The 12,396-nt window shown below is 41.0% G+C and carries 13 protein-coding genes, 1 tRNA gene and 1 other RNA gene; 5 read left to right on the top strand and 10 right to left on the bottom strand.

All coding sequences use genetic code 11. From position 1 onward, the window contains the following. Nucleotides 1–556: 556 nt before the first annotated feature. The 4 genes from NRIC_RS19415 to NRIC_RS06045 all read left to right on the top strand — a co-directional run bounded on the left by NRIC_RS19415 (nucleotide 557) and on the right by NRIC_RS06045 (nucleotide 4,088). Nucleotides 557–1,741, top strand: a complete 1,185-nt coding sequence (locus NRIC_RS19415) for a DNA/RNA non-specific endonuclease (RefSeq protein WP_146621795.1) — start codon at nucleotides 557–559, stop codon at nucleotides 1,739–1,741. Nucleotides 1,742–1,805: 64 nt separating this feature from the next. Then, nucleotides 1,806–2,282 carry a hypothetical protein gene (locus NRIC_RS06055; RefSeq protein ID WP_146621794.1) on the top strand — a complete coding sequence of 159 codons (477 nt, stop codon included), beginning with the start codon at nucleotides 1,806–1,808 and terminating at the stop codon, nucleotides 2,280–2,282. 175 nt (nucleotides 2,283–2,457) lie between these two features. Beyond that, complete coding sequence (locus NRIC_RS06050) at nucleotides 2,458–3,120, top strand: hypothetical protein (RefSeq protein ID WP_146621793.1); 663 nt, start codon at nucleotides 2,458–2,460, stop codon at nucleotides 3,118–3,120. 206 nt (nucleotides 3,121–3,326) lie between these two features. Beyond that, entirely contained in the window at nucleotides 3,327–4,088 is a 762-nt protein-coding gene (locus NRIC_RS06045) for a hypothetical protein (RefSeq protein ID WP_146621792.1), read from the top strand. Between the two features lie 797 nt (nucleotides 4,089–4,885). Here the strand turns inward: NRIC_RS06045 and NRIC_RS06040 are convergent. The 4 genes from NRIC_RS06040 to NRIC_RS06025 all read right to left on the bottom strand — a co-directional run bounded on the left by NRIC_RS06040 (nucleotide 4,886) and on the right by NRIC_RS06025 (nucleotide 7,736). Beyond that, nucleotides 4,886–4,969 (bottom strand) — tRNA-Leu (locus NRIC_RS06040). Nucleotides 4,970–5,030: 61 nt separating this feature from the next. Further along, nucleotides 5,031–6,221, bottom strand: a complete 1,191-nt coding sequence (locus NRIC_RS06035; protein WP_146621791.1) for an AI-2E family transporter — start codon at nucleotides 6,219–6,221, stop codon at nucleotides 5,031–5,033. A gap of 117 nt (nucleotides 6,222–6,338) precedes the next feature. Beyond that, entirely contained in the window at nucleotides 6,339–6,830 is a 492-nt protein-coding gene (locus tag NRIC_RS06030; RefSeq protein ID WP_146621790.1) for an LURP-one-related/scramblase family protein, read from the bottom strand. A gap of 33 nt (nucleotides 6,831–6,863) precedes the next feature. Continuing rightward, entirely contained in the window at nucleotides 6,864–7,736 is an 873-nt protein-coding gene (locus NRIC_RS06025) for an SPFH domain-containing protein (RefSeq protein ID WP_146621789.1), read from the bottom strand. Between the two features lie 384 nt (nucleotides 7,737–8,120). Between NRIC_RS06025 and NRIC_RS06020 the strand changes: the two genes are divergently transcribed. After that, nucleotides 8,121–9,257: an AI-2E family transporter gene (locus NRIC_RS06020; RefSeq protein WP_146621788.1), complete on the top strand. Its 1,137-nt coding sequence runs from the start codon at nucleotides 8,121–8,123 to the stop codon at nucleotides 9,255–9,257. Between the two features lie 35 nt (nucleotides 9,258–9,292). On the opposite strand, the gene NRIC_RS06015 is transcribed toward NRIC_RS06020, so the two are convergent. The 6 genes from NRIC_RS06015 to NRIC_RS05990 all read right to left on the bottom strand — a co-directional run bounded on the left by NRIC_RS06015 (nucleotide 9,293) and on the right by NRIC_RS05990 (nucleotide 12,285). After that, complete coding sequence (locus NRIC_RS06015; protein WP_146621787.1) at nucleotides 9,293–9,802, bottom strand: hypothetical protein; 510 nt, start codon at nucleotides 9,800–9,802, stop codon at nucleotides 9,293–9,295. A 140-nt stretch (nucleotides 9,803–9,942) separates the two neighbouring features. Continuing rightward, an RNA gene (gene ffs, locus NRIC_RS06010) (signal recognition particle sRNA small type) lies at nucleotides 9,943–10,027 on the bottom strand. Nucleotides 10,028–10,054: 27 nt separating this feature from the next. Then, nucleotides 10,055–10,567 carry a tRNA adenosine(34) deaminase TadA gene (gene tadA / locus NRIC_RS06005; protein ID WP_146621786.1) on the bottom strand — a complete coding sequence of 171 codons (513 nt, stop codon included), beginning with the start codon at nucleotides 10,565–10,567 and terminating at the stop codon, nucleotides 10,055–10,057. Between the two features lie 89 nt (nucleotides 10,568–10,656). Further along, the gene (locus NRIC_RS06000) at nucleotides 10,657–10,995 is read right to left on the bottom strand and encodes a hypothetical protein (RefSeq protein ID WP_146621785.1); all 339 of its coding nucleotides are present in this window, start codon (nucleotides 10,993–10,995) and stop codon (nucleotides 10,657–10,659) included. 169 nt (nucleotides 10,996–11,164) lie between these two features. Then, nucleotides 11,165–11,872, bottom strand: coding sequence for a zinc metallopeptidase (locus tag NRIC_RS05995; protein WP_146621784.1), 708 nt, complete (start codon nucleotides 11,870–11,872; stop codon nucleotides 11,165–11,167). An 83-nt stretch (nucleotides 11,873–11,955) separates the two neighbouring features. Next, nucleotides 11,956–12,285: a zinc ribbon domain-containing protein YjdM gene (locus NRIC_RS05990; RefSeq protein WP_146621783.1), complete on the bottom strand. Its 330-nt coding sequence runs from the start codon at nucleotides 12,283–12,285 to the stop codon at nucleotides 11,956–11,958. Between the last annotated feature and the right edge of the window lie 111 nt (nucleotides 12,286–12,396).

Here is a 12,396-nt window from a genome sequence, read left to right as displayed (position 1 = left end):
AAGACGTTCAATACTCAAATTACGAGTTTTGAACGTCTTTTGTCTACAGTCTGGCCAGAGGAATCGTCCTCTGGTTTTTTTTGTGCAAAAAATCTCTACCCACATAATAAGGGGAGAAAACGATGCAATGCGGCCGAGAAGCATATCGGCTTTTTTTGTTAGTATATCCATTTCACTTTACTGAAATGGATACCATTAATGATGAACAGGTTTTATTCGGTTTAATGAACGTCTTTGGAATAGTTGGGGTATGCACATTTCTTACTTTGAAAAAAATTCTTTTTTGTACGCAAATTGCGTAGTAGAATTAAGACATAATGTCGCATTGGGTTATGTTTCTTTTCTTGACTATTAAAACGTTAGTAAATGAATTGTTCGTGTCTGGATTAACAAAAATGGTATGCGGATAAAGCTAACTAATGATTCACATTTGAATGATGATTTAGATACTCCGATTGACATTTAGAAGAGATAATAAAAATCAAAGAACAAAAACAAGCTGGTTACAGGGCTCCAAATAATTAAAAAATAGACGTCAATAATTGGAGGTAAAGCAATGAAAAAACTAAGTGTATTGCTAGTAGTGTGCTCTGCCCTTCTATTTTCAGCGTGCTCCAACGATAAGAATGCTGAAACAGCCGATTCTTCTACCAAACAAACTACAACAGAACGTTTGAAAAAAGAAAACGATGACCAGAAGCTTAAGGATGCTTTAGAATCTCGTATAAAACAAAACGAAGAATTAGCAAACTTATCTTACGCAGATCAGCAAACAATAGACGTCAACGATGGAAAACCAACTTTTACTGATGAGGAACTATCTATAAAAGCCGGTGCCTGGGAAAAGTATGGAGATCTGGATGAATTGAATCGTGCCACTTATGCTGAGGCACTGTTAAATAAAAGCTTGATGCCGACTGAAAAACGTTCTGATATTTCTAACGTAGAACCAACTGGTTGGCATAGCAAAAAAATTGGAGATAGCTACCTTTACAATCGGTCGCATTTAATTGGATTTGCTTTATCTGGTGAAAATGCTAACTGGAAAAATCTTATCACTGGCACACAACAACTGAATAACCCTGAAATGCTGCGTTTTGAAATGGACATAAAAACATATCTAGAAAAAAGCGAGGACAATTATGTTCGTTATTCAGTCATACCTGTCTTTAAAGATGACGAACTGCTAGCACGTGGTGTTCATATGCAGGGAAAATCAATCGATTCTGACGATATCTCTTTTAATGTTTTCATTTTTAACATACAGGACAATGTAGAAATAGATTACGCCGATGGGACTAGCAGAATCCTTTCTCAAGAGCAAGAACAACAAGTAGCACCGCCACCACAAACGGAACAAACTCCTGCACAGGATCCTAGAATTGGTCAAATACTCACAAGTCCTAGTGGCGAACAACATCGAGTTTTGAGGATTCTGCCAAACGGTGAGCAAGTGATAATGGAAGCCACTTCTCAGGCGGATTACAATAATGACGGAATTTTGACTTATGAAGAGCTATGTAGAGCAGAAGAAGGACTAATTCAACAGGCTGCTGAAGCAGAAGCAAGGAGGGCTGCCGATGAAGCCAATAGTCATCATGCTGAGCAAAGTCAATCAGTCTTTATCACACCAACAGGGTCGAAATACCATTCACACCAATGTGGAAATGGTACTTACTCGCCATCTACATTGGAACACGCTCAAAGCATAGGGTTGACTCCTTGCGAAAGGTGCTACTGACATTCAAAGTCGATTAGTAATACATTGAATAAAGGATTATTTTAAATTGTAAAGGAGGAATCAAATGAAAAAAATTGTTGGGGTATGCTTACTATTTTGTTTTAGTATTTTACTTACGGGTTGTGAAAACGAATCTAGCCAGGACAATAGCAGCCCTTCTTCAAGTATCAGTTCCAACAGTACCGATAATGGAAAATTTAAACTTAAACAGTCAAAGGACAAGAATACTGCATACGTAAAAAACTATGTTGGAAGAAATGCATCAACAGCTGGAACCGAAAGATTAAGCGGGAATATTATGGATAGTTACGGCGAGGGAAATTTGACACTAGTTTTTATTTCTGAAAATGGTGAGGCTGTCACTGAAGAAAACAGAAAGGATTATGTAATTACTGATCAAAATCCAGAACCAAATACCGAAATAAAATATACCTTCGAAACAACGGATAGCGGAGAACAAACAACACTTGTTGACACACAATCTCTTGAAGAAATCGAACTTTATGTAAAAAAAGTTAATACTGATCAAAGTAGTGAATAAGATTAACCGTTAGGCTTTTCTTTAAACATTCAAAAAGGGCATACATCCGTATTCCATTGGTCGAATTACGATATTTGTTCATCGTAGGTCTTTATTTCACTCACTTATCTAAAAAAACGAATTTTGAAAGGAAATATTAAATTTACTCGTGTTCGTTAATAATGGAGGAATAGCAATGAAAAAAATTGGCTTATTGTTTTTGGTGTGCTTTACCTTTCTTTTTTCAGCGTGCTCCAACGATAAAAATGCTGAAACAGCCGATTCTTCTGTAAAGCAAGAAACAAAAGCAAGCAAAGAAAAGGTTGAAAAAGAAGCTAAGAAGAAAAAAGAAGCCGAAAAGGCTGAAAAGGAAAAACAGGAATTAATTGCCCAAAAAGTCAAAGAAGCTGATGATGCTATGAAAGCAGCTGAAGCGAACCCAACTGATGAAACCTTCAATGCTGCTAAAGCAGCAGTTGAAGCTATTCCGGATGGCAATGAGCCTTTGCAGAAACGTTTAGAGTCAGTTTTGGCTACTCTAGATAGTATTAAGCAGCAAGCGGCTGAAGCGCAACGAATTGCTGAAGAACAAACAGCAGTACAAAACCAGCAACAGGCTCAGACTCAACAACAGCAGCAAGAAGATCCTACTCTTTACTGGAATAACCTTACTCCAGATCAGCAAGAACAAACTAGAAGAATGGAAGCCGAAGCCAACGCTCAGTGGCACGCCCAAAATGATGCTGATCAAAAAAGAGACCAGTTTGTTAACGATTTTCAGCAGCAACACGGGCGACCTCCAACTAGTGGCGAAATTCAATACGAATGGGCAAAAGAACAAGGTTTGGTCGATTATTGAAATAGGTAACACATGGTTCAACTATTGTTGCCTAAAATTAACATATTATGAAATTTTACGCCTCTAATAATTTCTTGCGTATCGCTTTGAATAGCCCTCGGGCTTTTCTTTTAGCAATGTGGATAACTCCCTTACCTGGCGCCGCTGGTTCGATTCTGGCTTGGGGATTTGAATAGTTTGAGTATTACATGAAAAGGAGAAAAGAATTGAAAAAAAGAAAACTGGTAGTTTGTGGGTTGTCACTACTTATAGTTTGTATTTCCTCTTTGTCCGCTTCATCTTTAGGAACATTTGAGGGTGGTTCAAGTTTAGCTATTGCTGCATCTAAAAAGAAAAAAGATCCAAATACTGATATGAGAAAACAGAACACTTATAAAGAAGGCAGTTACTTAATTGGTCAGGATGCTCCTGAAGGAGAATATCTTATAGTAAGTGCTAAGAACTTTTTAGAAAGCAGGAAAGACTTTTATTTTGGCAGTTATACAATATATTCAGATGCCAATAAAACTGCAGAAATAGAATCCAGTAATATTAATGTGCCAATTGAAGATTTGACTAAAGATAGTCTATTTTCAAAAGCAAAGTTTAAAAAGAAAACCGTAAATGAGTTCAGTGCTGACCTTGTTTATCTCAAATCAGGGCAATTTATTGAACTTGGCAACACCAAAATGTATCCATCAGAATACAGAGAAAAAGTCAATGCTAAGAAACTCTTTGAAGGTACCTATAAAGTAGGAAGAGATATTCCTACTGGCACGTACAAAACTGAAGCATTCAATCCAGACGGTGGTGAGACACTCCATACTATTAGAATCATGAATTCAGTCGATCCATCACTGGGAACTAGCAGTTGGATTAAGTTTTATCAAGATTACTCTGATGAGACCTATCCACAAAATATCACCCTTAATGAGGGAGAGTATGTTTCATTTTCTGATCTAATCTTAAAGTTGAAAAAAAATAATTAGACTTTATTGTTGAAGCTCATTGATACCTCCTAAACTGGATGAGATTTATACAAGCCAAATATATCATAGAATTAGCCTCCAGGCTTTTCTCCCCTAGCGCAAACGAACGTACGTTTGATTCCGCAACGGAAAATCAGATTTATTCACAACTATTGCAAGCAAAGTGAGTTGGCCTAAAAGAGCTTTACTGTAAAACTCGCTCGCTCAGATGCTAAAGAGAAGGAAACAGATTTCTTAAGCAAACTAATGAATGGTAAAAATGTAAAAACAATTGGACTCGTCGATTTTTTTGAACAGTACGTCGAAACATTCAACCGCGGAAAAAATTCTGCTGACCGTGTTACAAAATATGAATTAGTTGCATCGCCTGAAGGCCCTAAAAAGAATGGTTTGTCTAAAACAACTGTCGAAGATCAGTACAGCATTATCAAGTCTGCAATTCTCAAAGTAATTGATATGAGGTATCTTCAAATCACCCCTACTAGAAATGTCAAATTGACAGGCAGAGCAGAGAGGTCATTCACTCAACCGAGGTGAACATTAGCAGAGAAGCTCAAACAGACGCTCTTAGACGCTCCTGTAAAATACTTCTGTTTATCTACTGGAGCTAGATATCAGGAAGTAGCAGCATTGAAGTGAGATACTGATATTGACGAAGAAAAAGAACAAAGAAAAGTTTGAAACCTTCTTTGATAAGATCCTCTAAAGAACTTTTTTAAATCACTTGTGGGATTTTCGAGGTACAAAAAAACACCCAACAAACACTGTTAAATCAATGTTTTTTGGGTGTTTCTATATGCGGCCGAGAAGACTCGAACTTCCACGGTATTGCTACCACTAGCGCCTGAAGCTAGCGCGTCTGCCAATTCCGCCACGACCGCATATATATAGATTAAAACAAAGTTCGAGAATTTGCAAAAACTTTTTACTTTTTTTCTGAAATTAGTTATTCGGATATTCTTCCTGTGAGAATTCTGTCTGCTCATATTCCCCTTCATCTTCGCCATAAAACTTGTTGTAGCGCTGTTTGAACTTGCGAAATAGGAAAACACCGAAGGCTTTAAAGACCGTATACGTCGGAACACCGAAAACCAGGCCAAACAATCCGAAAAGATTTCCCATTACCAGCAACACCAACACAATCGTTACTGGGTGAACTTTTAATTGATCGCCTAAAACCTTTGGCTCGATTACATTGCCGTTCAAAACCTGCTCAATGATCCAGACAACGATTAAAGCCAGTAACAGCTGAAATGACTCCAGCAAAGCAATAACAGCACAAGGTACAAAGGCAATAAACGGCCCAATATAAGGGATAAATGAAGTGATGGTCACCAGCAACGCCAGCGGAACAGCATAAGGCATGCCGATAATCATAAAGCCGATAAAAATGATCAAACCATTTGCTAAAGCGACAATGAACTGCCCTTTTAAGTAATTTCCGACCTGACTGTTCAATATTCCACCTAGTTCATTGGTATCCTCTCGGAATTTCGGCGGCATCAGCTTCAAGAAATAGCTTTTAAAGCCCTTCGCATCCTTCAACAAGAAAAAGGCGATGATTGGTGCTGTAAATAAAATTACAAAAAAGCCGCTGACTGTTGAAAAAATACTGCCCACAAATGTTTGAATATCTCCTAACGAATCAGACAACGTAGTGATCACCTGACCCACGACATCTTCCAACGATCCAAAAACATCCTGCGCCGGCTCCTCCAGCATCGTTCCAGAGACCAGACGTTGGACGGTTTGATTGAAGTTGTCTACATGGTTCGGAAAATCTTCCACCAGGCTTGCCGTTTGACTATAGATCTTTGGCACCGCCCAAACCACGAAAAAGCCGATTACTCCCAGCAGAACAACCACGATTCCTAAAATCGAATACAACCTTTTGACCCCTTTTTTTTCAAAATAATTGACGATCGGGTCTAATAAATAATACAGGATCAACGCTAACAGGATCGGCGCGAACACTGTCTTAAAAATAATCGCCAACGGTTCAAAGATAAATCGAACATGGTAAAACACAAAGATCAGTGCCCCTAATAATACTCCGGCAATCAACGTGAAAATCAGGTTTCGACCACCGATAAATTTGATCCAACGGGTCGCCTTTGTCGTTGGTCGTTCCATTGCTATCTACTCCCTTCTTCTTGCAACAGGAATGAAAAACTGCATCCCCTTTCTTTCATTGTAGCGAAGAAAAAATCAAGACACAAAAAATAGGCCTAGCAATAGGCCCATTTCTGATTAGGAGCTGGCTGAAGCATCTGCTTCATCGTCCTTGACGCGGTCGATCGCAATTACTAAGGAGATGATCAGGTGCTCGTAGGCTTCATCAAAGATCGTCACCTCGTAGGTGTCTCCCCAGGAGATCCAGCGTTTATTGATGTCTGCGATCTTTTTGCCGTTTTTTTCCACGACGAAGTCCATGTCCCACCAATCGCCTTCCACATTGACGCCTTCAGCATCGATCGTGTACTTGGCTTTCAAAAAGGTCAATTCCTTAGAGATCTCGATCATGTCTTTGCCATCGATCTCTACGTAAAACTTCGGCAGTAAGCTAAAGACTTTTTTGGTGATTGTACTGATCACATGCCCTTGTTCATCCTCCACTTTGAAGCTTTTGGGGATTTTCATGAAGCTGCCCTCTACGTAATAACGTGGGTTTTGCTGTTCATCCATCACCGTGAATTTTTCACCGATACTGAAAACTTTTTGTTTGATGTAGAGCTTTTTCATTGCTTTCGCCTCCTTGTTTACGAACGATTCAGATTACTTGCTGTCCTTTACATCGCCTGTATTGATTACCGGCTGTGTTCCTTTATCTGTAATGATCGAGACGAGCAGATTATTGATCAGCTGCACCTTGCGATCATCATTAAAGTGGATGTCTTGACCACTTTCGATCTGCTCTAAGGCCATTTGAGTCATAGTCACTGCCCCTTCTACGATCGTCTGCCGTGCTGACAGAATTGCTCGTGCTTGTTGCCGCTGCAGCATCGCATTGGCGATCTCCGTCGCATAAGCCAAGTGATTCAGGCGGGTCTCGATCACCTTGACTCCTGCGATCGACAACCGTTCGTCCAGCTCCTTAGCCAATTCTTCGGATACTTCCGTCGTGTTTCCGCGAAGGGAGATATCGTCGTCATTGAAGGTGTCGTAAGGATACTGAGTAGCGATGTGGCGGATCGCTGTCTCACTTTGGATCTCGACAAAATCCAAGTAATAATCCACATCGAACAACGCCTTGGCAGTATCAACGACTTTGAACACGACCACGGCTGAGATCTCAACGGGATTTCCGTCAGAATCGTTGACTTTTAATAGTGAGCTGTTGAAATTGCGCACCTTCAAAGACACATTGATTTTCCGAGTCAACGGTGTCGTGATATACAACCCATTACTTTTAATCGTGCCCAAGTATTTCCCAAAAAACAAAACTGCCTTCGCCTGATTAGGTCCGACGATCGTTAACGAGCTGATAAACAAAAACGCAATCAGCCATAATAAAAATGCAACAATGTAAAAACCAGTACGATTGGCCATCGCTCCTTGGTAAAATAGCCAGACACCTGCCAGAAGCATCAAGACCAGCACGAGCAATCCAGCATAGCCATTTACGTGGAACGCATTTTTCTCTTTCATGGTTTTCCTCCTATTTTTTGACCCTCACCTTTCAGATCGGACAGCAGAATCTTGCGAAAACGCTGGAACACTCAATCGATGATATGTTTTAAAACTCCGATCTATCTACGCTAACAAGCTGTTTAGTCACTTAACAGTTGTTATTGAATATAGTGTACTCCTAACTGAATCAGGTTTCAATATCGAGTGCAGCAAATCGCAAATGAAAGCCTGATTGCAACAATCAAACTTTTTTTCTTTTATTTTGTTTAAAATGTTTCTTCCCTTTCGCAATAAATGATAAGATGGAGCCATATGCAAGAGCATGTTAGCAACGTAGGGGTTGGTAGCAGCATTTTCAATTTTTGATTAAATTGACCCGTTAAAATGAAAAAGGAGGCTTTTATGCTGTCACGCTTCAAACATTCCAAGCTGTTTTTCTGGACAGTTGAGATCGTTCTGACGATCATCGGCATTTATTTCTTACTGCAAATGCCTAATATTTTTGAGCCTATCCTAGGGATGGCTTCGGCGATCATTCTGCCTTTATTGACCGCTGGATTTCTTTATTATATGTTCGACCCAATCGTCGTGCTTTTAGAAAAAAGGGGTTTGCCTCGTGTCATTGGATTTTTGCTGACTTTTATCGTGGTCGCGTTTATCATCGTGCTGACGATGATGAATGTCGTTCCTCAGTTGATGGAGCAAACCATTCAGCTGACTCAAAATCTGCCGTTGTATGCAGAACAGTCTGGACGCTGGTTGAATGAGCTGGCACAACGAAAAGAATTTCGCAGCTTTAACTTAGAAGAGCAGCTGGCTTCGGCAAACCTGACGATCAATAATTTGATCAACCTAGTGATCGTGAGTGTCTCCTCCAGCTTATCCCGTTTATTTGGGATTGCCATGAAGTTTTTCGTGCTTTTATTCACAGTTCCATTTATCCTGATCTTTATGTTTAAAGACGGCCACAAGTTTTTAGATGCGGTCTCACAATTTTTCCCTTTGACGATTCGCAAAGAGCTGAGGCAAACCGTGAGGGAATTAAACGAAACCTTGTCTGCTTATATCAGCAGTACCGTATTGGACGCTTTTATCATTGGGATCTTAAGCTTTTTGGCTATGACGATCTTCGGCCAGCCATACAGCCTGCTGTTGGCGATCATCTGCGGGATCACCAATATCATCCCTTACGTGGGTCCCTTTATTGGTGCCGTACCTGCTGTAATCGTCGGACTTTTTATTTCCCCGCTGCAAGCATTGTACATGGCCTTGTCAATCTTAATCATCCAGCAGCTGGACGGCAATTTGATCAAGCCATTGTTGTTTGGAAAATCCTTGAATATCCATCCATTGACGATCATTCTCGTTTTGATCGGTGCTGGCAGTGTCGCTGGAATCTTGGGCATGTTGATCTGTATTCCAGTCTATGCGGTGATTAAAACTTTGATCATCAACATCCATAAGATCTATCACATTCGAAAAGAAAGCCAATTGCTGAAAGAGAATATCGATACCCGGCCGCCAAATGAATTGCAATAAAAAAATCTTTGTCCAAAAGCTGGACAAAGATTTTTTTATTGCAGAATGGATGCATAGCAGTTTTTATTGAGGATCTGTCCAGTTTCCCGATCATAGTCGATGGTCACTGCTACGTGCTCTCCATCCTCTCCTAGATCCAGGTCTGCCTGCCAGGTGGCAGTAACTCGTACACCCGTCGTTTCATCTTCATACGCACTGGTGTGTTTTGGCGGTCCTACAAGTTCGACTAATTCCTCATAGTCATCCCCATCTGAATAGCTTTCAGTGTAATTGCCATCCTTGTCTGTCTCCGAATGGACAGTGGCTTCACGAATATCCTCATAGATCTCTTCGTCCCAGTCAGGAATTTCATCGATATACCATAACGCATCTTTTCCATCGATGTACGAGATTTCCGATTCTCGAGATGCCGAAAAAGATGGAAATGAAAGATGTTCAAGCTGATCACTAAATAGTACCGCAAAAATGATCAGCAGGATTCCAGCAATGATTTTGATCGTTGAATAACTCTTTTTGGCCGTCTTTGGCTGTTGTTTTTTCCCCATAAGAATACCCCTTCATTTTTCCTGTACTCTCTTTGATTCTATAATAGTATAAAAAACCAGTCGAAAGCAATCCTTTTTCAGAAAAGACTTGCGGAAAAAGAGCATAAAAAAACAGGCCTTCGCCTGTTGGGATGTTTCTCTTATTTTCAGACACATGCCGGATCCTGCTTAGTGCTGCTTCCTTCCAGATCTGACACAATTCACAAGCCCGACATTGTCCTAGCCTTTCGGCAAAAAATAGTATAACAAATTCTATTCCGCTTGGCTAGTCTTTTTGCTCCGTTTTTTTTCTTCCCGCAGCTGCCGGAAGAAATTTGTCAGCTGTTGGCCGCATTCTTCTGCCAAAATACCACCTTCCACATAGGCTTGATGATTGAACCGCTCATCCTCCAGCAAATTCATCAGCGTTCCAGCCGTTCCGCCTTTGGGATCATATGCTCCGAAATAAACTTCTTCCAGTCTGGACAAAATCATGGCGCCACTGCACATTGGACAAGGCTCCAAGGTAACGAACAATTGACAATCCTCCAAACGCCAGCTGTCCAGTCCTTTACACGCCTCCTGAATCGCAAATATCTCTGCATGACTGGTGGCATCTTGGCTGTGCTCCCGCAAATTATGGCCGCGCCCGATAATTTTCTTTTGATGTACGATGATTGCACCGATTGGGACTTCTGCGATCATTTCCGCCTTTTGCGCCTCTTTGAGAGCCTCTTGCATAAAATAGATTTTTTCTTCTTCAGTAAATGAAGTTGTCTTTTCCATTTTTCCACCTCATGGTTTACTGTACAGGCAGCAAGAAAAAAAAACAACTCCTTTCTCAGCAAAAGAAAAAACCTTGCAGCAAGCAAGGTTTAATCGATCACATTTTCCACTAAATTCATTAATTTATCTTTCAAGTCGTCGGTGGTTTCTTTGATGGAATCACCATAGACCGATACGCGCTTTTTTCCATCTTTGATTTTCCCCAAGATGTTCATGATATTGTCTAGATCCTCATCAGAAAGCTTGTCGACGATCGTTAACAGCTTTTCACTGCCTTCAAATTTGTCGCTGACAAATTTTTTCACTTTGTGACGGTTGGAAACGTGACGCGCCTTTTCTACGATCTTGCCGGAGGCGATGACGGCGGTAGCTACACTGGCAGCGACGATGATACTTGCACCGATTTTGACTTTGGTCGATCTTTTCATGGGTATCAGCTCCTTTTCTTGACTGGCAATAGAAATCCTACTGTCTAAAACCGGAGAATTCCTATTCTTGTTTCTACCACAATGATACCACATTCCCAGGATTAACCGTAACAAAAGACCTACTGTCGGGAAAAAAGGATCAAAAAAAAGAATCAGCCTCAGCTGATTCTTAATTCCGATTTCGATTGCCGCCAAACAACAGGATCAAGCGCAGCAGCTGAAGAAACGTCGCCAAAGCAGCAGCGACATAGGTCAACGCAGCAGCACTTAGAACCTTTCGTGCGGCTTGCAGCTCATCTGGTTCGAGCATATTGCCATTCTCAAGGATCGCCAGAGCGCGGCGTGAAGCATCGAACTCCACCGGCAGGGTGACCAGTTGAAAGACCAAAGCCAATGAAAAGGCTGCGATCCCGACATTGATCAAGGTTTGGTTCCAGCCCATGAAAACACCGATCAATATAATTGGAAAGGCGATGGTCGATCCAAAATTGGCAACAGGAACGATCGCATGCCGCAAACGCAGTGGGGAATAATTCTTCGCATCCTGTACAGCGTGCCCGCATTCGTGGGCAGCGACACCGATCGCCGCTACAGATGTGGAGCGAGCAGTGGCTTCTGACAAATTCAGTGTTTTATCTTGGCTGTTGTAGTTATCCGTCAAATTTCCGGAAATCGGTCGTACATCTACATCCGTGATCCCTTGATTCTGCAAGATGTATTGAGCAGCTTGGGTACCGGTCAAATTGTTGCGGCTGCGGACTTCATCGTATTTGCGAAACGTTGAATTGACATACGCTGAAGCGATTCCGCTGATTGCTAACCCAGCAATTACCAGAATGAATGTTGGATCAAAAAATCCAAAAGGATAGCCATACATAGACATTTCTCCTATCTTATTTTTCTACCTTAAGTGTAGCAGAAAGGAATGAAAAATGTGTGAAGACCGCTCTAAGAATCTCCCTAGAGCTTTTTGACGAATTCTGATTTTAATTTCATAGGACCAAAACCGTCGACCTTGCAATCGATGTTGTGATCGCCTTCGACCAAGCGAATGTTCTTGACCTTGGTTCCTTGTTTGATCGGGTTAGAGGCTCCTTTGACTTTCAAATCTTTGATGACAGTCACGCTGTCGCCATCTTGTAAAAGGTTGCCGTTGCTGTCTTTGACAACGAATCCTTCTTCAGCAGCGGTTTCTTCATTCCATTCATGTCCACACTCTGGGCACACAAACATGCTGCGGTCCTCATAAGTATATTCCGATTGGCACGACGGGCAATTAGGTAATGACATTGTTGTTCTCCTTTTTTGTGTGATGTCTTATTTTAGCGAATAAATCCACATTTGAAAAGGGTGTTTGTGTCTGCATGGAAGAAAAACACAGCAAGGAAAACGATCCCTGCT

It is taken from the genome of Enterococcus florum, assembly GCF_004309355.1.
Classification (GTDB): Bacteria; Bacillota; Bacilli; order Lactobacillales; family Enterococcaceae; genus Enterococcus_A; species Enterococcus_A florum.
This window is presented reverse-complemented; position numbering and strand designations above follow the sequence as displayed.

What these genes read in the sequence shown, in the direction of transcription:
- NRIC_RS05990 (WP_146621783.1), bottom strand. Translation starts at nt 12,285, where the DNA reads ATGTCATTACCTAATTGCCCGTCGTGCCAATCGGAATATACTTATGAG.
- tadA (WP_146621786.1), bottom strand. Translation starts at nt 10,567, where the DNA reads ATGGAAAAGACAACTTCATTTACTGAAGAAGAAAAAATCTATTTTATG.
- NRIC_RS06050 (WP_146621793.1), top strand. Translation starts at nt 2,458, where the DNA reads ATGAAAAAAATTGGCTTATTGTTTTTGGTGTGCTTTACCTTTCTTTTT.
- NRIC_RS06055 (WP_146621794.1), top strand. Translation starts at nt 1,806, where the DNA reads ATGAAAAAAATTGTTGGGGTATGCTTACTATTTTGTTTTAGTATTTTA.
- NRIC_RS06030 (WP_146621790.1), bottom strand. Translation starts at nt 6,830, where the DNA reads ATGAAAAAGCTCTACATCAAACAAAAAGTTTTCAGTATCGGTGAAAAA.
- NRIC_RS06000 (WP_146621785.1), bottom strand. Translation starts at nt 10,995, where the DNA reads ATGAAAAGATCGACCAAAGTCAAAATCGGTGCAAGTATCATCGTCGCT.
- NRIC_RS05995 (WP_146621784.1), bottom strand. Translation starts at nt 11,872, where the DNA reads ATGTATGGCTATCCTTTTGGATTTTTTGATCCAACATTCATTCTGGTA.
- NRIC_RS06035 (WP_146621791.1), bottom strand. Translation starts at nt 6,221, where the DNA reads ATGGAACGACCAACGACAAAGGCGACCCGTTGGATCAAATTTATCGGT.
- NRIC_RS06015 (WP_146621787.1), bottom strand. Translation starts at nt 9,802, where the DNA reads ATGGGGAAAAAACAACAGCCAAAGACGGCCAAAAAGAGTTATTCAACG.
- NRIC_RS19415 (WP_146621795.1), top strand. Translation starts at nt 557, where the DNA reads ATGAAAAAACTAAGTGTATTGCTAGTAGTGTGCTCTGCCCTTCTATTT.
- NRIC_RS06025 (WP_146621789.1), bottom strand. Translation starts at nt 7,736, where the DNA reads ATGAAAGAGAAAAATGCGTTCCACGTAAATGGCTATGCTGGATTGCTC.
- NRIC_RS06020 (WP_146621788.1), top strand. Translation starts at nt 8,121, where the DNA reads ATGCTGTCACGCTTCAAACATTCCAAGCTGTTTTTCTGGACAGTTGAG.